This window comes from Croceibacterium xixiisoli, from assembly GCF_009827305.1.
In the GTDB taxonomy this organism is placed as follows: Bacteria; Pseudomonadota; Alphaproteobacteria; order Sphingomonadales; family Sphingomonadaceae; genus Croceibacterium_C; species Croceibacterium_C xixiisoli.
In genome coordinates, this window is sequence record NZ_WTYJ01000001.1 from 1,380,427 (window position 1) to 1,405,065 (window position 24,639).

The 24,639-nt window shown below is 64.4% G+C and carries 22 protein-coding genes, 1 tRNA gene and 1 other RNA gene; 17 read left to right on the forward strand and 7 right to left on the reverse strand.

Annotation, left to right across the window (positions count from 1 at the left end):
- Positions 1-9: 9 nt before the first annotated feature.
- A tRNA-Pro gene (locus GRI97_RS06615) sits at positions 10-86 on the reverse strand.
- Positions 87-292: 206 nt separating this feature from the next.
- On the opposite strand from GRI97_RS06615, the gene yajC reads away from it, so the two are divergent.
- From yajC to secF, 3 genes are read left to right on the forward strand one after another with little or no spacing between them, the layout of a single operon-like run.
- On the forward strand, positions 293-613 hold the full coding sequence (gene yajC / locus GRI97_RS06620; RefSeq protein ID WP_161390271.1) for a preprotein translocase subunit YajC: 321 nt from the start codon (positions 293-295) through the stop codon (positions 611-613).
- Between the two features lie 33 nt (positions 614-646).
- Positions 647-2,221: a protein translocase subunit SecD gene (gene secD / locus GRI97_RS06625; RefSeq protein WP_161390272.1), complete on the forward strand. Its 1,575-nt coding sequence runs from the start codon at positions 647-649 to the stop codon at positions 2,219-2,221.
- Between the two features lie 10 nt (positions 2,222-2,231).
- On the forward strand, positions 2,232-3,206 hold the full coding sequence (gene secF, locus GRI97_RS06630) for a protein translocase subunit SecF (protein WP_161390273.1): 975 nt from the start codon (positions 2,232-2,234) through the stop codon (positions 3,204-3,206).
- An 87-nt stretch (positions 3,207-3,293) separates the two neighbouring features.
- On the opposite strand, the gene GRI97_RS06635 is transcribed toward secF, so the two are convergent.
- From GRI97_RS06635 to GRI97_RS06645, 3 genes are all read right to left on the reverse strand, one after another.
- Positions 3,294-4,475 carry a glycosyltransferase gene (locus tag GRI97_RS06635; RefSeq protein ID WP_161390274.1) on the reverse strand — a complete coding sequence of 394 codons (1,182 nt, stop codon included), beginning with the start codon at positions 4,473-4,475 and terminating at the stop codon, positions 3,294-3,296.
- On the reverse strand, positions 4,472-5,044 hold the full coding sequence (locus tag GRI97_RS06640; RefSeq protein WP_161390275.1) for a helix-turn-helix domain-containing protein: 573 nt from the start codon (positions 5,042-5,044) through the stop codon (positions 4,472-4,474). Before GRI97_RS06640 ends, GRI97_RS06635 begins: the two co-directional genes overlap by 4 nt.
- Positions 5,045-5,161: 117 nt before the next feature.
- Positions 5,162-6,967, reverse strand: a complete 1,806-nt coding sequence (locus GRI97_RS06645) for an ABC-F family ATP-binding cassette domain-containing protein (RefSeq protein WP_161390276.1) — start codon at positions 6,965-6,967, stop codon at positions 5,162-5,164.
- 113 nt (positions 6,968-7,080) lie between these two features.
- On the opposite strand from GRI97_RS06645, the gene GRI97_RS06650 reads away from it, so the two are divergent.
- The 5 genes from GRI97_RS06650 to GRI97_RS06670 all read left to right on the forward strand — a co-directional run bounded on the left by GRI97_RS06650 (position 7,081) and on the right by GRI97_RS06670 (position 11,358).
- Positions 7,081-7,791, forward strand: a complete 711-nt coding sequence (locus GRI97_RS06650; protein WP_161390277.1) for an SIMPL domain-containing protein — start codon at positions 7,081-7,083, stop codon at positions 7,789-7,791.
- 182 nt (positions 7,792-7,973) lie between these two features.
- Positions 7,974-8,288, forward strand: coding sequence for a hypothetical protein (locus GRI97_RS06655; RefSeq protein WP_161390278.1), 315 nt, complete (start codon positions 7,974-7,976; stop codon positions 8,286-8,288).
- Between the two features lie 152 nt (positions 8,289-8,440).
- A complete protein-coding gene (locus GRI97_RS06660) occupies positions 8,441-9,121 on the forward strand; it encodes a response regulator transcription factor (protein WP_161390279.1) in 681 nt (226 codons plus the stop codon).
- A gap of 106 nt (positions 9,122-9,227) precedes the next feature.
- On the forward strand, positions 9,228-10,541 hold the full coding sequence (locus GRI97_RS06665) for a sensor histidine kinase (protein ID WP_161390280.1): 1,314 nt from the start codon (positions 9,228-9,230) through the stop codon (positions 10,539-10,541).
- 88 nt (positions 10,542-10,629) lie between these two features.
- Entirely contained in the window at positions 10,630-11,358 is a 729-nt protein-coding gene (locus tag GRI97_RS06670) for a hypothetical protein (protein WP_202392597.1), read from the forward strand.
- A gap of 73 nt (positions 11,359-11,431) precedes the next feature.
- Here GRI97_RS06670 and GRI97_RS06675 read toward each other — a convergent pair whose 3' ends face one another.
- The gene (locus GRI97_RS06675) at positions 11,432-11,728 is read right to left on the reverse strand and encodes a chorismate mutase (protein WP_161390281.1); all 297 of its coding nucleotides are present in this window, start codon (positions 11,726-11,728) and stop codon (positions 11,432-11,434) included.
- Between the two features lie 123 nt (positions 11,729-11,851).
- On the opposite strand from GRI97_RS06675, the gene GRI97_RS06680 reads away from it, so the two are divergent.
- From GRI97_RS06680 to GRI97_RS06705, 6 genes are all read left to right on the forward strand, one after another.
- Positions 11,852-12,862: a polyprenyl synthetase family protein gene (locus GRI97_RS06680; protein ID WP_161390282.1), complete on the forward strand. Its 1,011-nt coding sequence runs from the start codon at positions 11,852-11,854 to the stop codon at positions 12,860-12,862.
- Between the two features lie 55 nt (positions 12,863-12,917).
- Entirely contained in the window at positions 12,918-15,353 is a 2,436-nt protein-coding gene (hrpB, locus tag GRI97_RS06685; RefSeq protein WP_235917629.1) for an ATP-dependent helicase HrpB, read from the forward strand.
- Positions 15,354-15,385: 32 nt separating this feature from the next.
- Positions 15,386-15,664 carry an ETC complex I subunit gene (locus GRI97_RS06690; RefSeq protein WP_161390857.1) on the forward strand — a complete coding sequence of 93 codons (279 nt, stop codon included), beginning with the start codon at positions 15,386-15,388 and terminating at the stop codon, positions 15,662-15,664.
- A gap of 201 nt (positions 15,665-15,865) precedes the next feature.
- Positions 15,866-15,960: signal recognition particle sRNA small type (gene ffs / locus GRI97_RS06695), an RNA gene on the forward strand.
- A 41-nt stretch (positions 15,961-16,001) separates the two neighbouring features.
- Positions 16,002-17,852 carry a DNA polymerase III subunit gamma/tau gene (locus GRI97_RS06700; RefSeq protein WP_161390284.1) on the forward strand — a complete coding sequence of 617 codons (1,851 nt, stop codon included), beginning with the start codon at positions 16,002-16,004 and terminating at the stop codon, positions 17,850-17,852.
- A gap of 10 nt (positions 17,853-17,862) precedes the next feature.
- Complete coding sequence (locus tag GRI97_RS06705; RefSeq protein ID WP_161390285.1) at positions 17,863-18,204, forward strand: YbaB/EbfC family nucleoid-associated protein; 342 nt, start codon at positions 17,863-17,865, stop codon at positions 18,202-18,204.
- Here the strand turns inward: GRI97_RS06705 and GRI97_RS06710 are convergent.
- Positions 18,182-18,760 (reverse strand): TetR family transcriptional regulator, encoded by a 579-nt coding sequence (locus GRI97_RS06710; protein ID WP_161390286.1) that lies wholly within the window; start codon positions 18,758-18,760, stop codon positions 18,182-18,184. The genes GRI97_RS06705 and GRI97_RS06710 overlap by 23 nt on opposite strands.
- A 65-nt stretch (positions 18,761-18,825) precedes the next feature.
- Between GRI97_RS06710 and GRI97_RS06715 the strand changes: the two genes are divergently transcribed.
- Positions 18,826-19,875, forward strand: a complete 1,050-nt coding sequence (locus GRI97_RS06715) for an aromatic ring-hydroxylating dioxygenase subunit alpha (protein WP_161390287.1) — start codon at positions 18,826-18,828, stop codon at positions 19,873-19,875.
- Here GRI97_RS06715 and GRI97_RS06720 read toward each other — a convergent pair whose 3' ends face one another.
- On the reverse strand, positions 19,876-20,793 hold the full coding sequence (locus tag GRI97_RS06720) for a LysR substrate-binding domain-containing protein (RefSeq protein ID WP_161390288.1): 918 nt from the start codon (positions 20,791-20,793) through the stop codon (positions 19,876-19,878).
- Positions 20,794-20,908: 115 nt separating this feature from the next.
- Between GRI97_RS06720 and GRI97_RS06725 the strand changes: the two genes are divergently transcribed.
- Both GRI97_RS06725 and GRI97_RS06730 read left to right on the forward strand, forming a co-directional pair.
- Positions 20,909-21,778 (forward strand): pirin family protein, encoded by an 870-nt coding sequence (locus GRI97_RS06725; protein WP_161390289.1) that lies wholly within the window; start codon positions 20,909-20,911, stop codon positions 21,776-21,778.
- Between the two features lie 248 nt (positions 21,779-22,026).
- The gene (locus GRI97_RS06730; protein ID WP_161390290.1) at positions 22,027-24,546 is read left to right on the forward strand and encodes a zinc-dependent metalloprotease; all 2,520 of its coding nucleotides are present in this window, start codon (positions 22,027-22,029) and stop codon (positions 24,544-24,546) included.
- The last annotated feature ends 93 nt before the right edge of the window (positions 24,547-24,639 follow it).

Here is a 24,639-nt window from a genome sequence, read left to right on the forward strand (position 1 = left end):
GTCTTCCACTGGTCGGGACGACAGGATTCGAACCTGCGACCCCCACACCCCCAGTGTGGTGCGCTACCAGGCTGCGCTACGTCCCGTTCCAGTGGAGGCGGGCCTATAGGCAAGCTGATCGGGCATGGCAAGCGCCTCGCTGCAACTCTTGCACATTGCGTGCTTTACCGGCGGCAGATTGCCACAAACGCGCATAGCTGCTAGGCGCCCCGGCCAAATATGAAGCCGGGTTTTCAACCGGGCTTTGCCGCCCCACATGTGATTTTTCGATCCGACAACAGGCCCTGCCATTATGCTCGATATTCTCGCCGCCGGTTCCGCTGCAGCCGGTCCCCCCGCCTGGACCTCGCTTCTGCCGGTGGTCGGCATGGTCGCCATCTTCTGGTTCCTGATCATCCGCCCGCAGATGCGCCAGCAGAAGGCGCACCGGGAAAAGATCGCCGGCGTCAGCAAGGGCGATCAGGTGGTCACTTCGGGCGGCATCGTGGGCAAGGTTCTGCGCGTCGATGACAATTATGCCGATGTCGAAATCGCCCCGGGTGTGAAGGTGAAGGTGGTCAAATCCACCATCGGCGACATCATCCCTGCCGGCGGCATGCCCGCAAACGACTGATCTGCTTCAACTGACGATCGGAAATATCCGGCAATGCTCAATTTTCCACTGTGGAAACGTCTCTGGCTGTGGGGGATTACGCTGGTCTTTGCGATCACGTCGGTCCCCACGCTTGTATCGCTCGCCGGCGGCAGCTGGCCTGAATTCCTGCCCCGTCCCGTGGTCAATCTCGGCCTCGATCTGGCCGGCGGCAGCCACATCATGCTGGAGGCACGGCCCGAACAGGTCGCGCGCCAGCGTCTGGAAACCATGGAAGAATCCGTGCGTACCGCGCTGCGCAGCGCCACGCCGCGCATTCAGCATGGGGAGATTTCCAGCGCCAATGGCGAACTCAGCTTCATGCTGGACGACGCCAGCCAGGTGGATGCGGCGCGTGATCTGATCGAACCGATGACCACCGGCGCGGGCCTGACCGGCCAGCGTGACTGGACGATCAATGTCGTGGACGGCAGCCGCTTCGTCCTCAAGCAGACCCAGGCCGGCATCAATCAGACGCTCGACAGCGCCATGGCCAGCGCCACGGAAGTGGTGCGCAAGCGTATCGATGGCCTGGGCACGCGTGAACCGATCATCATTCGCCAGGGCAGCAATCGCATCGTGGTGCAGGTGCCGGGTCTGCAGGATCCGGAAGAGCTGAAGGAACTGCTCGGCCAGACGGCAGAGCTGGAATTCAAGCTGGTGGTCCCGACCAACGAACCCGGCGGGCAGGTTCTGCCCTATGCTCCGGGAACGATCGGGGAAGGGACGTCGATCACGGTTCGCCGTTTGGGCGGGATTCGCGGTGATTCGCTGACCAATGCCCAGGCTACCCGCAATTCGCAGAACAACGAACCGGTCGTGTCGATTCAGTTCGACGCGCAGGGTGCGCAGCGTTTTGCGAAGCTGACGACGGAAAACGTCAGGAAACAGTTCGCCATCATCCTCGATGGCGAAGTGATTTCGGCGCCGTCGATCAATGAACCGATCCTGGGCGGTCAGGCGCAGATTTCCGGCAGCTTCACCCCTGAAACCGCTGGTCAGTTGGCCATCGCGCTCAATTCGGGCGCCCTGCCGGTCGATCTGACCGTGATCGAGGAAAGCACCATCAGCGCAGAGCTGGGGGCGGATTCGATCGACAAGGGCATTCTCGCCATGGGCGTGGGCTCCCTGCTGCTGGTGATCTTCATCATCGTCACCTACGGTCGGTTCGGGGTTTATGCCTGCCTCGCCCTGGTGCTCAACTTCCTGATGATCTTGGGCGTAATGGCCATCATGGGCAGCACGCTGACCCTGCCGGGCATCGCCGGTTTCGTGCTGACGATCGGTGCGGCGGTCGACGCAAACGTGCTGATCAACGAACGCATCCGGGAAGAACGGGCGCGCGGGCGGCGTGTCGTGCAGGCGGTGGAACTGGGTTACAAGGAAGCCAGCCGTGCGATCTTCGACGCCAATATCACCAACATCATCGCCGCCGTGCTGATGGCCATGATCGGCAGTGGCCCGGTCAAGGGCTTTGCCATCGTGCTGCTGATCGGCATCATCACGTCGGTGTTCACCGCCGTCACCATGACCCGCATGTGGGTCGCCGGTTGGTTGCGCAAGGCGCGGCCGGCGGATCTGGCGCTGTAGGAACAGGTCGATGAAACTTCTCAAACTCGTTCCCGACAACACCAACATCCACTTCCTGCGCTGGCGGATGCCATTCTACATCGTCAGCGTGCTGCTGATGCTGGCATCCTACGGCCTGCTCGCAGTGAACGGCCTGAACCTGGGTGTGGATTTCGTCGGCGGTCAGGCCATCCGCGTGACCTTCACCCAGGATGCGGAGGCGCCGATCCCGGCACTGCGCGACGAGGTCGATGCGTTGGGCTATGGTGAACCGACCATCCAGCAGATGGGCAATCCCAATCAGGTGTCGCTGCGGATGCGACTGCCGGAAGATGATGCCGACGGCGGCCTCGCTGCCAAGATGACCCGCGAAATCGTCAGCACCATTGAACAGGCGCACCCCGGTGCCCGCATCGATGGCGTCGAATCTGTTTCGGGTCAGGTGTCGAGCGAACTCTTCACCAGCGGCATGCTCGCCCTCGGTCTCGCGATGGTTGGCATTTCCATCTACATTTGGCTGCGCTTCGAATGGCAGTTCGGCGTGGGCGCGCTGTTCGCGCTGCTGCACGACGTGACGCTAACGCTGGGGCTGTTTTCGCTGACCCAGATGGAATTCGATCTCAACATCGTTGCCGCCCTGCTGACCCTGATCGGCTATTCGCTGAACGACAATATCGTGGTGTATGACCGGGTTCGCGAAAACCTGAAAAAATACCGCCGCATGCCGTTGCCCGAATTGCTCGATCTGTCGGTCAACGAAACGCTGTCGCGCACCGTGGTGACATCGCTGTCGCTGCTGATCACCCTGCTGGCGCTGCTGCTGCTGGGCCCGGACGTGATCTTCGGCTTCACCGCCGCGATCACCGTGGGCATCTTTGTGGGTACCTACAGCTCGATCTTCATGGCCACGCCGATCCTGATCTGGCTGGGCGTGAAGCCGGACAGCTTCGTTCCGACCAAGGACAGCGCCGGCGACGAACCGGACGGCGTCACTCGCAAGGCCTGAACCGGCCGATGCTACACAAAAGGCCGGCGGAGCGATCCGCCGGCCTTTTTGTTTGTGGAGAAAGTGTGGAGATAATCCTACGCCCTCTCACCTGTTCGTCAGACCCTCATAATATTCCGCCAGTGCCGCGCCATTGGCCTCCCAGCTGAACGGCGCCGCCATCTCGGCCACCTCCGCTTGCGGCAGCGGATCGGCCAGCACGGCAGTCACCGCAGCGGCAATCGCATCGGCGTTGCGCGCCACGATCCGCCCGGCCTTGGGGGATATGACCAGTTCCTTCGCGCCACCGGCATCACTGATCACCAGCGGGCATCCGCAGGCCAGCGCCTCTACCCAGGCATTGGCCAGGCCTTCGCTGGCAGAGGGGAGGACCATGGCGTTCGCGGCGGACAACACGACCGGCAGCAAATGATGATCGATCGATCCCAGGAAGTGCACCCGGTCTGCCAGACCTTTCGCCTGCGCCTGCGACACCAGCGCCTGCTTGTCCGGCCCCGCGCCGACCAGCGCCAGATGCACGCCCGGCAATTGTTCGAGTGCGGCCAGCACCAGCGCCTGGCCCTTGCGCGGGATCAACGCGCCTACAGTGGCAATCAGCGGTGCCCCGTCGGGCAGGATAAGCCCCAGGGACTGTCGCAACTGCGCCCGGCTCGCGGCGCGGTCCTGCGGATGGAAGAGCGTCCGGTCGAGCCCCGTATAATGCAGCGTGATCTTCTCGCGCGGCAGGCCGATCGCGGCCATGTCATCGGCCAGCGCTGCGCTGACGGACAGCAATCCCGCTGCTTGCTCGGCCGCCCTGGCCATCGCGCTGCGCGCATAGCCGCGCTGCCCCCAGTGGGAGATATCGGCCCCGCGCGCCTTGATGGACAGCGGCAAACCAAGCGCCGCGGCAATCCGCGCGGCTGCCGGACCATCGGGATAGAAGAACTGCGCATCCACCACATCGAATGGCGCTGCCGCATGCAGCCGCCTTGCCAACGGCAGCACGGCCCGCGCGATCATTGCCGGATTGATCGGTCCGCCCAGCCGCGGCACCAGCAGGAACCGCGGGCGATACACGCGCACCCCATGTTCCACACCGTCCACGGCGGCGGCCACCAGCGGGCGATAGGGACCGGGGGCGAAGGGGGGCAGGCCGATCGGGTTGATCACCGTCACATCCCAGTCGCCCCGCGCCGCCAGCGCTTCCAGCTGGCGGGCGACGAAGGTGCCAAACCGTGGCTGATGGCTGTTGGGATAGAGCGTCGCGATCGACAGCACGCGCTTCACAGTGGGCGTACCAGCATTTCCGCCACCGCCAGCCAGGCCGGATTGTCGACCACGATCTGCCGTTGCCCTGTGCCCGGCGGCAGGATGCCGACCATGCTGCCCTGCCGGTCGATCAGCCGGCCGAAGGCAAAGCGTCCGCCCGGTCGTGGTACCAGCACATCGCGGTTGATCAGTCGCTGGGCCCGTTCGGGCGCCACCTGCCGCAACCACAAATGGTCGCCCGCGCGATATTCGCCCTGTGGCGCATCGACGGACAGGCACAGCAGCACGCCATCGTCGCCCAGCTGCGTCGGCAGGATCGCATCGCGCGGGGTGGTCAGCGGCTCCGCGCCCGTGGCGGCCAGCCGGGCAACCACCTGTGGCGTGCCCGCGTCATCCCGCTTCACCAGCATCTGCGGATCGATGCCCAACGCGGCCCCGATCCGGTTCATCCACACCAGCGACAGATTGCGCATGCCCGTTTCCAGCCGCCCTATGGTCTGTGCAGTGGTCGGCGGGCTGCAGCGTTCGGCCACTTCGGCCAGGGTCAGGCCCTTCTGCTTGCGGATGTCACGGATGCGGTTGATCATGGCGGGCCTTCTGCAGTGCCAGGAAACAATAACCAGATAGGTTTATCATTTTCCTGCAATCCACGGCTTTGGCAAGCTATCCGCCTGAAAGGGCACACAACTGCCAGCCGCGTGCCATTAACCCTCGACCATTTCCGCCAGTTCCAGCCAACGTTCTTCCGCCGCATCTTTTTCCGCACGGGCGTTTTCCAGCCCCTTGTTGATCGTGGCGAACCGCTGCGGATTGCTGGTGTAGAGCGTTGGGTCGGAAAGGATTTCCTCGCCCTTGGCGATCGCTGCGTCCAGTTCGGCAATGCGCGTCGGCAGCAATTCGTAATCCCGCTGATCCTTGTAGCTCAGCTTGGTGCTCCTGGGTGGGGGCGGGGCGCTCTCGGCCTTGGCGGCCGGCTTGGCCGCCTGCCGGGCTGGCTGCCGTTCGCGCCGCTGGGCTGCCCAGTCTTCATAACCGCCAGCCACCACATCCACCGTGCCGCTGCCGTCCAGCCCCAGCGTGATGGTCACGGTGCGGTCCAGGAAGTCGCGGTCGTGGCTCACGATCAGCACCGTGCCATCGTAATCGGCGATTACTTCCTGCAACAGGTCGAGCGTTTCTAGATCCAGATCATTGGTCGGTTCGTCCAGCACCAGCAAATTGGATGTGCGGGCGAATTCGCGCGCCAGCAACAGGCGCGACCTTTCCCCGCCGGACAGCGTGCCAATGCGCGCCTCCACCAGCGATGGATCGAACAGAAAGTCCTTCAGATAGGCCTGAATATGTTTGCGCACCCCGCGCACATCGATCCAGTCGCCACCTTCGGCGACGATATCGCGCACCCGCTTTTCGGGGGAGAGCAGGCTGCGCTGCTGGTCGATCATCACGCCGGAAAGGGTCTTGGCCAACGTGACGCTGCCCTCATCCGGCTCCAGTTCCCCGGTCAGCAGCTTGAGCAGGGTGGTTTTCCCCGCGCCGTTCGAACCGACGATCCCGATCCGGTCGCGCCGCTGGATCCGCAGGGAAAAATTGCGGATGATCGTGCGGGCTTCCTCTCCGCTGCCATAACGCTTGGTCACGCCCTCGGCCACGATCACGGCCTTGGTCTTCACATCGTCACTGGCCAGCTTCAGCTTGGCCGTGCCGGCGGGCCCGACCATGGATGCCCGCTGGGCGCGCATCTGATACAGTTTTTCCAGCCGGCCCTGGTTGCGCTTGCGTCGGGCAGTCACGCCGCGTTCCAGCCAGTGGGCTTCGATCTTCAGCTTCGCGTCCAGCTTGTCGGCAGCGCGCGCCTCTTCAGCATAGACCTGCTCTTCCCAGGCCTCGTAACCACCGAAACCGATCTCCCGCCGGCGCATATTGCCCCGGTCCAGCCACAGCGTCGCCCGCGTCAGCTTGGTCAGGAACGTCCGGTCATGGCTGATCACGACGAAGGCGCCCTTGTACCGGTTCAGCCAGCTTTCCAGCCAGTCGATCGCCGCCAGATCCAGATGGTTGGTCGGTTCGTCCAGCAACAGCACGTCGGGATCCTGCGCCAGCGCGCGGGCGAGCGCGGCGCGGCGCCGTTCACCACCGCTGGCACTGGCGGCCTTGCGGCTCAGGTCGATGCCCAGCTGGTCGGCAATCGATTCGACCTCATGCTGCTGCGGCGGGTGATCGCCTGCGCCCTTGCTCGACAGGGCAAAGTCCAGCAGCGTTTCGAAGGGGGAAAAATCGGGCTCCTGCTCCAGCATCACGACATGGGTGCCGGGCTGCACCGATCGCGTGCCTTCGTCGGCATCGACCGTGTCGCCGATCAGCTTGAGCAGGGTGGTCTTGCCGGCACCATTGCGGCCGATCAGCGCCAGGCGGTCGCGCGGGCCGATGTTGATGTCGAGATTGCGGAACAGCCAGCGGCCGCCCTGCTGGAGGCCAAGGCCTTCCCATGAAAGGATCGGTGCGTCTGCCATAGATGGGGCGCGTTAGGCCGCGCAAAGCTTGCAGGCAAGTAACCGGGATATTCAGCCAAGTGTAAGCCTGTCTGTTCCAATCGGGCGCAAGGATATTTCACTTGGAGGCAATTATGACACGGTACGCACTGCCCTTGATCGCCATCTCCGCGCTCGCTGCGCCGGCCGCTGCGGCCGAAATCCAGATTGCCGCCACTGGTCCCGTGGTCGAACTGACGGTCAGCGAATCGGTTTCGGCCGATCCCGACATTGCCGATATCAGCGCCGGGGTGACGACCCAGGCCAGCACTGCGGTGGAAGCGATGCGCAACAATTCGACGCAGATGCGCGCCGTGATCGACCGTATCAAGGCATTGGGCGTGGCGGAACGCGATATCCAGACCACCGGGGTCAATCTCAGCTCGCAATATGATTACGATCAGGAAGCCCGCCGTCAGGTCTTCGTCGGCTACACCGCGTCGAACCGCGTCAGCGTGAAGCTGCGCGAAACCGCCAAGGTGGGTGAAGTGCTCGACGCGCTGGTTGCTGCCGGGGCAACCGATCTGGGCGGCCCGAACTGGTCGATCAACGATCCCAAGCCGGCCCAGGCCCAGGCCCGGCGCAATGCGGTGCAGACGGCCCAGGCCCAGGCGCTCGAATATGCCCGCATGGCCGGCTATGCCAATGTCCGCCTGCTGGAAATCAATGAAACCGTCGGCACCCAGCCGCCGATGCCCTTCGTGCGCGCTCAGGCCATGGATGCAGCCAAGCTGTCCGCTCCGGTCCAGCCGGGCGTGGTGGAAGCCCAGGTGACCATCACCGTAAAGTATGAACTGACCAAATGATCATCCGGGCCAGCTGATCGCGTGAGCGGCTGGCCGGATCGGCAATAGCCTGGAAAAATCGGGGCGGATCGTTGATCCGGCCCGATTTTTTTGCATGCATCCCGGCTTCAGTCAGGATGAACGGCGCACGGCGGCAATATTCACATCTTGTTCAATGGCTTTGGTCTAGGCAGGTTTTTGTCATGAGGATTACCACACCTTCCCTTGGCCTCTGCCTGGCCGCTGCGCTTCTACTCTCGGGTGGAACGGTTGTTCCCGCTCATGCGCAATCGCGCAATGATCAGGCCAGCGCGCGGGAGGAAATGCGCGCTGGTCGCACGCTGTCCATCCGTGAGATCGAACGCCGGATCATGCCCCGCATGCAGGGCAACGAATACCTCGGCTTTGAATATGATGGCGCGGCCAGCGCCTATCGTCTCAAATTCATCCGCGATGGTCAGGTGATCTGGGTCGATGTGGATGCGCGCACGGCCAGTATTCTGCGCGTTTCCCGCTGATTGGCTGCCCGCGCCGGCGCAGGCCAGCGGAATTTCTCCGGAAACCGGCAGCCGTGTTGACGCGTTCATGAACAAGGCCCACATCCGGCTGGAATGGAAACTTCCGCATTTATCCGGATCATCCGGTTTGGCGGGAAGGCAGGGGATCTGACATGCGCATCCTGATCGTCGAGGACGAACCGACGCTCGGCCAGCAGCTGAAAAACACGCTGGAACAGACCGGCTATGCGGTGGATCTGTCCACCGATGGCGAAGACGGTCATTTTCTGGGCAGTTCCGAAGAATATGATGCGGTTGTGCTCGATCTCGGCCTGCCGGAAATCGACGGGCTGACCGTGCTGGGCATGTGGCGCAAGGAAGGTCGCAATTTCCCGGTGCTTGTGCTCACCGCGCGGGACAGCTGGTCGGACAAGGTCGCCGGGCTTGATGCTGGTGCCGATGATTATCTGGCCAAGCCGTTCCAGACCGAAGAACTCATCGCACGCCTGCGGGCGCTGATCCGCCGCGCTTCGGGCAATGCCAGCTCCGAACTGACCGCCGGTCCCGTACGGCTCGATACACGTTCCGGCCGCGTCACCCTGTCGGGCGAACCCGTCAAGCTGACGGCGCAGGAATACAAGCTGCTCAGCTATCTGATGCATCACAAGGGCAAGGTGGTCAGCCGCACCGAACTGATCGAACATATCTACGATCAGGATTTTGACCGCGATTCGAACACCATCGAAGTTTTCGTCACCCGCATTCGCAAGAAATTGGGTGCCAATGTGATATCGACGATCCGTGGCCTTGGTTACAGCCTCGACGACCCCGACGATCCATCCCGCGGTGAATGATCCATCCGCGCAGGGTCAGCCTGGCCAAGGGCCAGCGCTGTCTGCGTCCGATGGCGTAGGCACCGGCGTGGAGACGGTCCCCCATACCGGCAGCCTTGCCCGGCGCATGATCCTGATTGCGGCCGGCTGGATCACCATGCTCCTTTTGCTGGGCGGAGTGGGGCTCGACCGAACGCTCAACGCCCTGGTCACCAGTCAGTTTGATGAACAGCTCGATTATCTGCTGACCGCCATGATCGGCTCGGCTGAAATCGGGCCGGAGGGGGAGGTGTATTTCAATCGCCCGCTCGGCGATCAGCGTTTTCTGGAACCCAACAGCGGCCTTTATTGGCAGATCAACGGCGGCGGGCATGAACCTTGGCCCTCCCGGTCCTTGTGGGATCGTACGCTCGAAATCGATACCAGCCACGACGATGCCAAGCCGCATTTCTACAATTCACACCAGTTCGAAGGCGAATCGCTGCGTGTGGTCGAACGCTCGATCCGTCTGCCGGGCAGCGATATCCGCTGGCATTTCGTCGTCGCCGGGGCACGGGCGGGGCTGGACGAACAGATCAGCAATATCCGCTCGATCCTGATCTGGAGCTTCGCCGTGCTTGGCATCGGCCTGTTCCTGATGGCCGTCGCGCAAACCTGGGCCGGGCTCAGCCCGCTGCGCCGGGTGCGCCGCGCAATCCAGCGGATCCGCACCGCCGGGGCCAATCGCGTCACCGATCCGCTGCCGCAGGAAGTGCAGCCGATGGTGGACGAACTGAATGCGCTGCTCGCCCATACCGAAAAACAGGCGGAAGAAGCGCGCACCCATGCCGGCAATCTGGCCCATGCGCTCAAGACGCCGCTGACGGTGCTGACCAATGCCGCCTCCGCCCATGCGGACGACTTGCCGGAGGCTGTGCTGCGTGAAGCGGCGCTGATGCGACGGCAGGTCGATCACCATCTTGCCCGTGCGCGTGCCGTGGGCCGTCGTGCTACTGGTCAGGCCCGCGCCCCTGTCATGGATAGCGCCGTTGCCGTCGAACGCGCGGTCAGCCGGCTCTATCCCGATGCCCGGCTCGACATCAGCGGGCCGGCGGGGGTCATGGTCGCGATCGAGCGGCAGGATCTGGACGAACTGCTCGGCAATCTGATCGAAAACGCCGCGAAGTATGGCGGCGGCAGCGTCTTCGTCACCGTCGACGCAGAGCCCGACGCGCCGCAATGCGTGGTCTGGGTGGAAGATGACGGCGCCGGCATTCCAGAGGCGGAACGCGTGCGCATCTTTGCGCGCGGGGCACGACTCGATACCGAAAAGCCCGGCACCGGCCTTGGTCTCGCAATCGTGCGCGATGTGGTCGAAATATACGGCGGCAGCGTGGAACTCGATGAAAGCGAGGATCTGGGCGGCCTGCTGGTCAAGATGCGGTTGCCACGCGCCGGCTGAGACTTTCCCCGGAACGATTCAGTTCAGCCCTGCGTAATACTGAATGGTAAATATGGCGACACAATGCGACATATTTCGGAGAAATGAGATGTCTCTGAATTTCAGACATGCTGTGCTGGCAATAGCGGCGGCAATATCGGTTGGCGGCTGTGCAGCCTATGACGACTATGGTTATGGCCGCGGCGGTTACGCCAGCTATGGTGTGGGGACGTCACTGCCTTATTACGGGTGGTATGATAATTTCTATTATCCCGGCGCTGGCTATTACATTTATGATCGTGGCGGTGCTCGCTATCGCTGGAACGACAACCATCGCCGTTACTGGGAAGGGCGTCGGGGCGGTCGGCCTGGGCGTGAAAACTGGGGCGGTTATCCCAACCGTCGTCCGCCGGTCTGGCGCGGCGACAATCGGCCAGACCGCAATGATCGCGATCGTCCGCGTTGGCAAAATGGCCGCCCGGACCGCAACGATCGCGACCGGCCCGGCTGGCAGAATGGCCGCCCGGATCGCAACGATCGTGATCGTCCCGGTTGGCAGAATGGCCGGCCCGGCACCCGTCCGGATCGTGATCGTCCCGGCTGGCAGGGCAATGATCGTGGGGGCAGGGGTGATCGCGGTCCGCGCACGGAGCGGCCCCGAATTGAACGGCCAAGACAGGAATCCCGCCCGGCGCAGCCTTCGCGGCCGGTTGCCCAGCCGCAGCGTCCGTCACGCCCGGAAACGTCGCGGCCATCACGCGGCAATCAGCCAGTCTGGCGCGGCGGCAACGGCGGTGGACGTGGGGAGGGCGGTCGTTCCCGCCCAAGCCAGCGCTGAACGCTCGTTACGGATATCTTGTTGCTGGGGCTGGCGGTCGATCCGTCAGCCCCATTTTTCTGGCCGATCGCTTTCAGGCCTGCTGTGCTCGCTGATGATGCAGGATCACTTCCTCGATCACGAAGCGGATGAATTTCTCGCTGAATTCGGGGTCCAGATCTGCATCTTCCGCCAGTCGCCGCAGGCGGGCGATCTGCGCTTCTTCACGGCCGGGGTCGCTCGGCGGCAGGCCAGCGCGGGCCTTGTGCTCCCCCACCGCCTGGGTGATGCGAAATCGTTCCGCCAGCATATGGATCAGCGCGGCATCGATATTGTCGATGCTCTTGCGAAAGCCACTGAGCGTGACGTCGGCCGGCGGTTGTTCTGTCATGGTCTGGGAAGCCTGTAATTCGGACGATATTCTGCGTGCAGCCTGTGGACGGCTGCGATGCTTCTCACGCTAGCAGGGAATCCACGCTTGCCAAGCGCTTGCGGACCCGCCATTTGCGGCAACATGAGCGCCGAGGTCGTCACGCTGTCGCGAAAGGGGCCGACGCTTTCTCCGATCCTGGATCTGACCGCAACTGCGATGGAAGCAGTCAATGCGATCATTCTGGACCGGATGCAGAGCGAGATTCCCCTGATCCCCGCACTGGCCGGTCATCTGATCGCCGGTGGTGGCAAACGCATGCGTCCGATGCTGACGCTCGCTGGCGCCGAACTGGTCGGCTACCGGGGCGCCCGTCATCACAAGCTGGCGGCATCGGTTGAATTCATCCACACCGCCACCTTGCTGCATGATGATGTGGTCGACGGCTCCGAAACCCGCCGGGGCAAGGAAGCGGCCAATCTGATCTATGGCAATCCGGCCACCGTGCTGGTCGGCGATTTCCTGTTCAGCCGCGCCTTCGAACTGATGGTGGAAGACGGCAGCCTGGATGCCTTGCGCATTCTCAGCTCCGCCAGTGCGGTCATCGCCCAGGGCGAAGTCGATCAGCTGACTGCCCAGCGTAAGGTCGAAACCAGCGAAGAACGCTATCTCAGCATCATCGATGCCAAGACGGCGGCCCTGTTCGCCGCCGCCAGCCGCATCGCCGCCGTCGTGGGCGAATGCAGCGAAGCGGAAGAGCTGGCGCTGGATGCCTATGGCCGCAATCTCGGCATCGCCTTCCAGCTGGTCGATGATGCGATCGATTATGACACCGGCACCGCCGATATGGGCAAGGATCGGGGCGATGATTTCCGCGAAGGCAAGATGACCTTGCCGGTTATCCTGACCTATGCCCGTGGTTCGGACGAAGAACGCCGTTTCTGGCAGGAAGCCGTCGCCGGTTTCCGCGTCGAAGACGAAGATTTCGATCATGCGGTCGAACTGATCCGCCGTCATGACGCCGTCAGCGCCACCCGCGAACGCGCGCGCATGTATGCCCAGCGCGCCTGCGATGCGCTTTCGATCTTCCCCGACGGCCCGGCGCGTGCGGCCATGGTCGAAGCCGCGCAATTCGCGGTCAGTCGCGGATATTGATCGATCGGGTGGCCGGCGGCTGCCTGATCCCGCCAGCTTTGCAGGGGTAGGGCGCTTGGCCGATCTTCCCATTCACGCCGTTCTGCCCGATCTGATCGCCGCTCTGCGCGGGCACAATTCGGCCGTGCTGATCGCCCCGCCGGGTGCGGGCAAGACCACGGCGGTCGCCCCGGCACTGCTGGGTGAAGACTGGTGCAGCGGCGAAATCCTGCTGCTCAGCCCGCGCCGGGTCGCCGCCCGCGCCGCTGCCGAACGAATCGCCGAACTGCTGGGTGAAGATGTCGGGCAAAGGGTCGGCTATCTGACCCGCATGGACAGCCGCCGATCCGCCGCCACCCGCATTCTGGTGGTGACGGAGGCAATTTTTGTCAGCCGCATTCTGGCCGATCAGGAATTGCCCGGTGTCTCCGCCGTGCTGTTCGATGAAGCGCATGAACGCCATCTCGACAGCGATCTGGGGCTGGCGCTGGCGCTCGAAAGCCAGGCCGTGCTGCGTGATGATCTGCGCGTGCTGGTGATGTCGGCCACCATCGATGGTGCGCGCTTTGCCGCGCTGCTGGGGGACGATGCGCCGGTCATCGAAAGCGCGGGCAAGGCCTATCCGCTGCATATCGAATGGTGCGGCTCGGCGCCGGAAAAGCGGCTGGAAGACAGCATGACCAGCGCGATCCTGTCCGCATGGCGGGCGGAAAGCGGCGATATCCTGGCCTTTCTGCCCGGTGTCGGGGAAATCGAGCGCACCCGTGAACGGCTGGTCGAACGCCTGCCCGATGTGCCGATCCTGCCGCTGCATGGTCAGGTCGAACCGGCGTTGCAGCGCGTGGCGATCAAGCGCGACAGCGAAGGCCGCCGGCGGATTGTGCTGGCCACCTCCATAGCCGAAACCTCGATCACGCTGGATGGTGTTTCGGTGGTGGTGGACAGCGGGCTGGCGCGGCGGGCGGTGTTCGATCCGGCCACCGGCACCAGCCATCTGGTCACCACCCGCGCCAGCCAGGCCTCCGCCGCGCAGCGCGCGGGGCGTGCGGCGCGCCAGGGGCCGGGCTCTGCCTGGCGCCTGTGGGAAGAGGCGGCGCATCCGGGGCGCGAATCCTTCGATCCGCCCGAAATGCTGACCGCCGATCTGGCGCCGCTGGTGCTGGCGCTGGCGCAATGGGGGGTGGGCGATCCCGCCTCTCTGCCCTGGCTCGATGTTCCGCCGGTGGCGGCCGTCACCACCGCGCGCAATCGACTGGCCGCGCTCGATGCCATTGATGCGGAGGGCCGGATTACCCCGCACGGGCGGATGATCGCCACGCTGCCGATGGCCCCGTGGCAGGCGGCTATGGTGCTGTTCGGCGCACAAACGGGCGCTGCCGAAATCGCCGCCCGGCTGGCCCTGTTGCTGCAGGAACGCGGGCTGGGCGGTCGCGGGGAGGATTTGGCGCAGCGGCTGCAACGCTGGGATGGTGATCGTGGCCGTCGTGCGGACACCGCGCGCAAGCTGGCCGCAGGCTGGGCGAAGCGCGCGCAGGCCCTGCTGAAGGACAGTGGTGTAGTCGTCGCGCGCACGGACGCCATGCCCCCGCCGGGTGTGCTGCTGGCGCAGGCGCTGCCGGACAATGTCGCGCGCGGGCGTGATCCCTCGGGGGAAAGCTGGCTCTCGGCCGGGGGACGGGGTTATGCGCTCGATCCGGCGTCTTCGCTGGCGCGCAGTGAATTCCTCGTAATCGGGGATGCGCAGGGGCGCGCCCAGTCCCCGCGTATCACCGCCGCGCTCAGCTTGACCGCGCAGGAAGTGGAACAATGGCTCGGCGCGCGGATGGATCGTCGCTCGGTTTTGCGCTGGACCGGTGATCGGATCGATGCCCGGCTGGAACGGCGGCTGGGCGCCATCACTTTGGCCACCGGCAGCGATCCCAAGCCTGATCCCGATGCCATGGCCGCGCTGCTTGTGGATAAGGCGGTGGAAAGGCTGGGGGATATTCTCCCTCCAGAACTGATGGCGCGGGCCGGTTTTGCCCGGCTGGCGGCCCTGTCGCCTGATCGCTTGGCGGCAGATGCTGCCGAATGGCTGGCGCCGCTGCTGCATGGAAGGCGGGATCTGGATTTGTCCCGGGGCAAGCTGGTCGAGGCGTTGCTGGCTCGGCTCGATTGGGATGATCGTCAGCGGCTGGACCGGATCGCCCCGCGCGAGTTCGTCAGCCCCGCCGGTACCCATCACGCTATCGACTATGCTGGTGCCGATGCCCCTTCGGTCGAGGTGCGGGTGCAGGCGCTGTTCGGGCTCGAACGCCATCCGCTGATCGGCGATACGCCACTGTTGCTGAAACTGACCAGCCCGGCCGGGCGTCCCTTGCAGGCGACCCGCGATCTGCCCGGTTTCTGGCGCGGCAGCTGGGCCGATGTGAAGAAGGAAATGAAGGGCAGATACCCGCGCCACCGCTGGCCGGATGAACCCTGGACCGAAGTTCCGAGCCTCAAGACCAAGAACGCCCTCGCGCGCTCTTGATTTCCGCGCGGTTTAGGGGGAAAGGCATGGCCATGCAGGCTCGTATCTACAAACGTCCGAAGAATGCCATGCAGTCGGGCAAGGCATTGACCGAGCAGTGGGTGCTCGATTTCGTTCCGGCGGAAGCCAAGCGGCCCGATCCGCTGATGGGCTGGGCGGGCAGCGGCGACACACGCCAGCAGCTGCAGCTCAACTTTGCCAGCCGGGAAGATGCCGTGGCCTATGCCGAAAAGAACGGCATTGCCGCGACCGTGCATGAAGTCCCGGCCAAGCGGCTGAAAATTCAGGCCTACGCCGACAATTTTCGCTGAGTTGCGCACCGCAGGCGAAGCCTGCGAGCGCTGAAAACGCAGATATTGCGGTTTCTGTCATTCGGTGCGGATGAATCTGCGCCGAACGTGAAGTCATGCCTGCAACCACTGGAAATCTGACGATTTATGCACGCGCAACAGGCTGACAGGAAATGGTCCGACGGGCGGTTGCATTTTCATTCCGCTGCCGCCATATGCGGCGCGGGAGTCGGGTGGACGTTCGCGTCCGCCAACCTGGTCAGGTCCGGAAGGAAGCAGCCACAACGGATGGCAGCGGGTCGCCCGGCTCCTATTTCCAAACATGACAAGTCTGGCCTGAATGCCTACCTTGCCGCCCATGGATGATTCCGGCGACATGTTCGGCAGCACTCCGCCGGAAGAGGCGGACAAGCCCAGCGCAGCAGAGCTTGAAGCCGCAGGGCAATCGGCGCTGTTTGGCGATCCGGTGGACGACAAGCCGCCTTTCGTGCCCGATTCCCCGGCCACGCCCAAACCTGCTGCCGCACCACCGCAGGCAACACCTGCGCCTGCAGCGCGACCCGCGCCTGCCCTATCCCCCACTGGCGATTCGGCGCAGCCTTACCGCGTGCTGGCACGCAAATACCGGCCGCAGACCTTTTCCCAGTTGATCGGCCAGGAACCGATGGTGCGCACGCTCGCCAATGCGATCGCACGCGGGCGGCTGGCGCATGCTTTCCTGATGACCGGTGTGCGCGGGGTGGGCAAAACCTCCACGGCCCGGCTGATTGCCAAGGCGCTGAACTGCGTCGGTCCCGATGGGCAAGGCGGCCCGACGATCGATCCCTGCGGTGTGTGCGAACCCTGCGTGGCTATTGCCGAAGGCCGGCATATCGATGTGATCGAAATGGACGCGGCCAGCCATACCGGCGTGGACGACGTGCGGGAAATTATCGAGGCGGTCCGCTATGCGGCGGTTTCGGCCCGCTACAAGATCTACATCATCGACGAAGTTCACATGCTGTCGCGCAATGCATTCAATGCCTTGCTCAAGACGCTTGAGGAACCGCCGGCACATGTGAAGTTCCTGTTCGCTACCACCGAAGTCGATAAATTGCCGGTCACGGTGCTCAGCCGCACCCAGCGGTTTGATCTTCGGCGCATCCCCACGCCCGTGCTGCAGCAGCATTTTGCCAGCATCTGCCGCCAGGAAGATGTCGAGGCGGAAGATGAGGCGCTGGCCATGGTCGCCGCCGCTGCCGAAGGTTCAGTGCGTGACGGTCTCTCGATCCTCGATCAGGCGATTGCCCATGCCGATCTCGATGCGGATGATGCCGGCGGCAAGGTCACGGCTGAGCGCGTGCGCGACATGCTGGGCATGGCGGACAAGGGCGCGCAGCGCCGGCTCTATGCCGCGCTGCTGGAAGGCCAGCCGCAGGTCCTGCTTGAGGAAATCGACCGGCAATACAGCTTCGGGGTGGAGCCGCTGGCGCTGCTGCGCAGCCTGATGGAACTGGTCCACCGGATTGCCGTGATCCAGGTCGCCGGTCAGGCCGACAGCCCGACGCTGGAAGAACGCGAAGCCATCGAAGGCTGGGCGCAGCGCCTGTCCGCCGGGCAGGTGCACCGGCTGTGGCAATTGCTGCTGAAGGGGCATGAGGAAGTGCGCGGCGCGCCCGATCCGCTGGTTGCGGCGCAGATGGCGCTGCTGCGGGTGCTGCATGCCGCTGATATGCCCGATCCCGGCACGCTGGCGCGACAATTGGGCGATATGGTCCTGGCCGCTGCCCCCGTTGCTGCTGCCACGGGGGAGGGTGGGGCTGCCCCTGCTGCACCGGTGGTGCAGATCGACTGGCGCGAATTGTGCGAAGCGGTGGAAGATCGCGGCATGCTGCTGACCGCCAGTATCATGCGCGATTGGGTGCGGGTGGTGACGCTCAGCCATGGCAATCTGCGCTATGCGGTTGCGCCTGGCTTTGGCGGCGATCCGATCAATGAACTGCGCGACGCGCTCTACGCCGTGACCGGCCAGAAATGGGAATTGGAACGGGTCGAGGATGATGGCGCGCTGAGTCTGCGGGAACAGGCCGGGGCAGCCGCTGCGGCCGAACAGGACCGCATTCGCAATGCGCCGCTGGTCAAGGCGGCGCTGGCCGCCTTTCCCGACGCCCAATTTGTCGAAGATGAACAGGCTCCGCGCTCAGAGCGCAAATGGAGCAAATCAGCCTGAGGATTGAATGATGAAGTCGATGGAAGAAATGATGCAGGCAGCCCAGAAGGCGGCCGAAACCATCCAGAAGCAGATGAACGATGCCCAGGTGAAGCTGGATTCGATCGAGGTCGAAGGCGCATCGGGCGGCGGGCTGGTGAAAATCCGCTGCAGCGCCAAGGGCCGTATTCTGGGCGTGTCGATCGACGACAGCCTGATGGTGCCGGCGGACAAGGGCATTCTGGAAGATCTGATCACCGCCGCTTTCAATGATGCGCGGGCCAAGGCCGATCAGGCCGCCAATTCCGAAATGCAGAGCATCCAGTCGGGCATGGGCCTGCCCCCCGGCTTCAACCTGCCGGGTTTTGGCTGACACCACCCGCAAGACCGGTAACGAGCGCGGCCAGGCCGCGCTCGAAACTGCGCTGGACGTCGATCATTCCGTCCAGCAGCGCGTGCATCGGCGCATTGGCCTCGAAACTCGCCCATCCCAGCGCGAGCGAGGTGACCGATGCAATGGCATCCAGCGCAAAACCCTGATCCAGCCCGCGATCGGTCAGCGGCGCCGCAATGGCAGGCGCCGTCAGGCTGGCCTTGCTGCGCATCGGTTCGGCCATGGCGCATAGTCGCGCCCCGTCGCGCAGCCCGGTCAGTTTCTGGTGCAGCGCGCGGCCATAGCTGATCAGCCAATCCTGCCAGTCGCCGCCGGCGGGCGGGGCGCAGCGCGCATCATGATACAGTGCCAGCGCCATCATCCCGATCAGTTCCGACTTGCTGGTGAAATGCCAATAGAGCGCCGGCGCCTGCACGCCCAGCCGATCCGCCAGCGCCCGCATGCTCAGGCCGGCCAGCCCGTCGTCGGCCAGCAGGGCGAAGCCGGTATCCAGCACCATTGCGCGATCGAGCGGTTCAGCCTTGCGTCGTCCCATCTGCCCGGTTGACAATTTAACGCTGTTAAAGTCAATTGGCGACGGGAAAATAGAGGAGCGTGACCATGAGTTACGTACGCAATGCGTGGTATGTGGCGGCCTGGTCCGAAGAGATCGCGCCGATGACGCCGTTCGCCATCACCATTCTGGATGATCCGGTGACCATCTATCGCGGGGAAAGCGGCCGGCTGGTCGCGCTGGAGGATCGCTGCGTCCATCGGCTGGCACCGCTGTCGCTCGGTCGATGCGAAGGGGACCGGCTGCGCTGCATGTACCACGGCATGCTCTATGAACCCGAAGGGCAGGTGGTGGAGATTCCGGGGCAGGAACAGATCCCGTCCCGTGCGCGCGTGCGCAGCTATCCGGTGGTCGAACGGCACAGCTGGATCTGGGTCTGGATGGGCGCGGCCGATCTGGCGGATGAAAGCCTGATCCCGCCCGCCGTGGGCCTGGATGATCCCGATTTCATCCTCGGCCACGGGCAATTGGACTATGCGGCGGAGGCGCGGCTGATCAACGACAATCTGCTCGATTTCAGCCATCTGACCTATGTTCATGCCGAAAGCTTCGGCGCCGGGCCGGAATTCGCCGCCACCCAGGCGAAGATCACCCCGCTGGATCGCGGCATCCGCTATCAGCGCTGGATCGAAAACTCGCGCGGCTCTTCCTCCCGCGCCAGTCCGGTGCCGATGGACAGCTACATGTGTTATGACTTCCTGATCCCCGGCGTCTTGCTGATGACGGGCGGGGTGTTCCCGCTGGGGACGGCCAAGGCCTGCGATTACGGCGTGCCCGATTTGGCAGAGGCGATCAGCGGCGTGACCTTCACCAGCCAGGCGGTCACCCCGCTGACGGAAAAGACCTCCCGCTATTTCTTCTCCTGGGGTCCGCGCCGCGGCCATGGCGATGAAGCCTTCCGCGACATGCTGATGGGCATTGCGGGCAAGGCCTTCGCCGAAGACAAGGTGATGATCGAGGCGCAGCAGATCGTGATCGATCGCACGCTCGACCCGCAGATCATGCCCACCGCCCATGACAAGGGCGTCACCCTGTTCAACCGCCTGGTCGAAAAACTCGCCAAGGCAGAGCAGGAACGCATTCGCGTCGCTGCGTAATCAAGGCTGACCGGTCGTCGCAGCGCGGCGCCGGTCGGCACAGCTCAGCGCCAGGAAATCGATCAGCGCCCGCACCGATGGTAACAGGCCCCTGCGCGACGGGAACACCGCGTGCACCAGCCCCGCGCGCGGGCGCCATTGCGGCAGGGCATGAATCAGCCGGCCGGTGCGGACATCCTCCTCCACCATGGTCGTGGGCAATTGCACCACGCCCACGCCCGCCAGCGCCGCTTCGCGCAGCGCGGCCATGTCGCTCGTCACCAGCCGGGGATGGTGGATGATGGTGGCGCTCTGCCCATCGGCATGATGCAGCAGCCAGCGATGCTCCGCCTGCGCCGGGCCGATATCGAGGCTGGGCAAGCCGGCCAGATCCGCCGGTAAGGGCAGCGCCTGTGGCAGCAGGGCAGGGCTGGCGACCAGGCACTGCGTGCTTTCGTCCAGCTGCCGCATCACCAGATCGGACGGGGCCAGCGGCGGGAAGCGCACGCGGATAGCGATGTCGAAGCCTTCGGCCAGCACATCGACGGTGCGGTTGGTGCTTTCCAGCTGCAGCGTGACCAGTGGGTAGCGCGCCATGAACTGCGCCAACAGCGCGCCCATCTGGAAATTCAGCAGCGCGACGGGGCAGGCGATGCGGATCACGCCGCGCGGTTCAGCCTGCGCGGCCTCCACCACCTGTTCTGCCGCCTCCGCCTCCACCAGCACGGCCAGGCAGCGCTGGTGAAACTCGCGCCCGATCTCGGTGACCGAGAACCTCCGGGAAGACCGGTTGAGCAGCCGCACGCCCAGCCGATCCTCCAATTGCTGGATCCGCCGGCTCAGCGTGGACTTGGGCATCCCCAGCGCACGCCCGGCCGGGGCGAAGCCGCCGTGTTCCACCACCTGGGCGAAATAATAGAGGTCGTTGAGATCCTGCATCGTTCCATCCATGGAACGCAGCGTTGGATATGGCAATCTTTCGCTGTCATCGTTGCGCTCCTATCTCCCCTGCAACAGCGGTGCGCGTCTGCGCCACCGCGCTGGAGACAGAACCATGATCAAGACAGTAACCGGCCGTTACGGCAATGATCGGCAGCATTGGGTGGGCGATGGCTTCCCCGTCCGCTCGCTGTTTTCCTACAACACGCTTGGCCAGCACAGCAGCCCCTTCCTGCTGCTCGATTATGCCGGTCCGCATTATTTCAACCCGACCAAGACCGCGCGCGGCGTGGGCGAACATCCGCATCGCGGCTTCGAAACCGTCACGATCGTCTATGATGGCGAAGTCGAACACCGCGATTCCGCCGGCAATGGCGGGGTGATCGGCCCGGGCGATGTCCAGTGGATGACGGCCGGCGGCGGCATCATTCATGAGGAATATCATTCCCCGGCCTTTGCCCGCACGGGCGGGCCGTTCCGCATGGTCCAGCTGTGGGTCAATCTGCCCGCGAAGGACAAGATGACGCCCGGCGCCTATCAAGGCATCCTGTCGGCCGATATTCCGGTCGTTGATCTGCCCAATGGCGCCGGAACCGCACGGATCATCGCGGGGGACATCGATGGCGTGCGCGGTCCGGCGAAGACCTTCACCCCCATCAATGTGTGGGATGTGCAGCTCGCCCGGGATGGCGACATCACGCTGACCCTGCCGGCAGGCCACACCGCCATGCTGGTGGTGCTGACCGGCCACGTCACCATCAACGGCAGCGAGCCTGCCGGGGAGGCAGAGGTCCTGCTGCTCAGCCGCGACGGGCAAGATGTATCGGTCCATGCGGATGGCGATGCCAGGCTGCTGGTGCTGACGGGGGAACCGATCGATGAGCCTATCTTTGGTCACGGTCCCTTCGTCATGAACAGCGAAGCGGAAATCCGTCAGGCGTTCGACGATTACAGCAACGGTCGCTTCGTCAGCGAACCCGCCTGATTGCGCGCTCTGGGCCCGGCTTCCCCGCGAAGCCGGGCCCTTTGCTGCGCCGCAGCGATTCTGCCTTGCGCAGCCGTTACCCGCCCTGTTTGAAAATTGCGCTATCGCCCCCGATCGTGACGGATTGTGACCGTGATCACCCATCCGGCGCCGGTCTTTGGTGAGAAGCATCATGCCCCTCTCGCTATAGTGCGCGCGTCGGGTCGGGGCTCCGAACCGGAAAACCGGATTGAACCAGGGGACATGCGATGAGCGATCGAGTGAACGCAGCGCGGCCGGGCGGCCAGGCGCGGCGACAATGGCGGCAGGCGGGCCTGCTGGCCGGCGCGGCAGCCGTCTTGCTGGGGCTGGGCGCCCCCCTTCCGGCCATGGCCCAGGCCAGCGCCACCCGCGCCTCGGTCGCCGGGCTGGAACGCAAGGACGGCTTTGTCCCCTTCTATTGGGATGCCGCCGCGGGCAAGGTGCTGCTGGAAGTCCCCGCCTTCAATGAAGACGTGCTCTATTATGTCTCCGCCGCCACCAATCCCGGCTCGGTGGAGATCGGCTTCGATCGCGGCATCATCTACACCGCCGTCGTGCATTTCGAACGCTCGGGCAATCAGGTGGTCGTCAACCAGATCAACCTCGATTTCCGCGCCACCGCCGGCACGGCGGAAACCCAGGCCGGCGTGCGCGATTCCTTCCCCACATCGGTGCTTGCGGTGCTGCCCGTGGTGTCGGACGCCGGCGGTCGCGTGGTGGTGGATGGCACCCCGCTGTTCATGCGTGACGCGGGCTATGTCGCGCGGCAGCTGAAACGGTCGGGGCAGGGCGAATTCCGCTTCGATGCTACCCGCAGCGCCTTTTCCCCGGCGGTGATGAAATCCTTCCCGGAAAACACCGAGATCGAAACCATCGCCACCTTCGCCTCCACCGCGCCCGGTGGCGCCGCCAGCGAAGTGATGCCCGCGCCCGATACCTTCTCGCTGCGGATCCACCATTCCTTCCTCAAGGCACCGGTCGGCTATGTCCCGCGTGAAGCCGATCCGCGCATCGGCGTCAGCTCCATCGGCTTCCAGGATTTCTCCAAGCCGATCGACGAATCCCCCTTCACCCGCTGGGTCCGGCGCTGGCGGCTGGAGAAGAAGGATCCCTCCGCCGCGATGAGCGAACCGGTCGAACCGATCGTCTATTACTTCGATCCGGCCGCTCCCGAACCGATCCGCCAGGCGATGAAGGAAGGGCTGCTGTGGTGGAACAAATCCTTCGAAGCGGCCGGCTTCATCAATGCGATCGAGGCGCGCGATGCCCCGGCGGATATGGATCCGATGGATATCCGCTATGCCTATGTGTTGTGGATCCAGCGCGACGGACGCGGCTTTTCCTCCAGCGGCGCCTTCATCGATCCGCGCACGGGCGAAGTGCTGGGGTCCAAGACGCATATGGACACCTACCGCATGCGCACCATCGGCAATTATTACGACATCTACAGCGGCGGCCTGGCCGAAGACGGCACGGGCCTGACCGTTGCCGATCCCTCGCTGACCAGCACCGACACGTTCAACGCCATGCCCGTGGGCCAGCGCGACATGGCCTTCCTGCGCCAGGCGGTGCTGTCCGCCCATGAACTGGGCCACACGCTCGGCTTCGGCCACAACTGGAACGCGGCGCTCAATGACCGGTCCAGCGTCATGCATTACCCCGTGCCCCGCGCCCGGGTGAAGGATGGCAAGATCGATCTGAGCGAATCCTATCAGACCTCGATCGGGTCCTATGACACCTTCATGGTCCGCTATGCCTATACCCCCTTCGCGCCGGAGCAGGAGGAAGCCGGGCTCGACGGCGTGATCGGCGAAATGCGGCAACAGGGCGTGCAGTTCACGCTCGGCAGCGATCCGCGTTATTCCTGGTATACGGACAGCAACGGCCCGATCGCCGAATTGCGCGATACGGCTGCGGTGCGCGAAGTGGCGCTGGCCAGCTATGGGCCGGACATGCTCAAGCCGGGCGAAGCCTATGGCTCCATGCGCGATATGCGCCTGTGGATGGTATACCTCCAGGAACGCTACGCCATCGAATGGGGGCAGCGTTACATCGGCGGCCTGTTCCAGAACATCGTGCTCAAGGGCAAGGAAAACGGCTTGGCGCCGACCGAGTTCATCCCCGGCGCGCAGCAGCGCGAAATCTTCTCGCTGCTCATGAAAACCATCGAGCCCGGCCATCTCGCCATTCCCGAAACATTGCTGGCGCAGCTCGCCCCCGATCCGGGCGAAAACCGCGAAGACATGTCGAAGGATCCGCTGTTCGATCAGCTGCGCGCAGCCCGCATCCTCGCGTCGCTGACGATAGAACCGCTGTTCGATGCCGATCGGTCGGCGCGCATGGTGGCGCTCTCGGTGCGACAAAGCGATGCGCTCGGCTTCCCCGAAATGGTCGATGGCGTGCTGGTGGCCACATGGGGCAGGGCGGCAACCGGCTCGGCCGGCGACAAGGCCCTGCTGCGGGTAACACAGAACGTCGCGCTGGAATCGATGATGAAGCTGGGCGGGGCGGCCGATGCCGCGCCGGAGGCCCGCTATTTCGTACTCGACAAGCTTGGCCAGCTCGCCACCGACTTGCGCAAGCGGACCGATGCCGATCCGCTGACGGCAGCATTCTATCGCGAAACGGCGCGCCAGATCGATCGCTATCTTGAAGATCCTGTCGGCCAGGCCCCGAAATCGGTCATGCCTGCCTGGGGCGATCAGCCGCGTTCGCGCTTCCCGAGCCCTCCGGGACCGCCCCTATAACAACAGCATGTAACCAAAACGACGGGCGTCTGAGGGTCGCATCCACAGCTTCGGCGCGCCGCGCATTGCAGGCGCGCCGAAGCGACACCATAT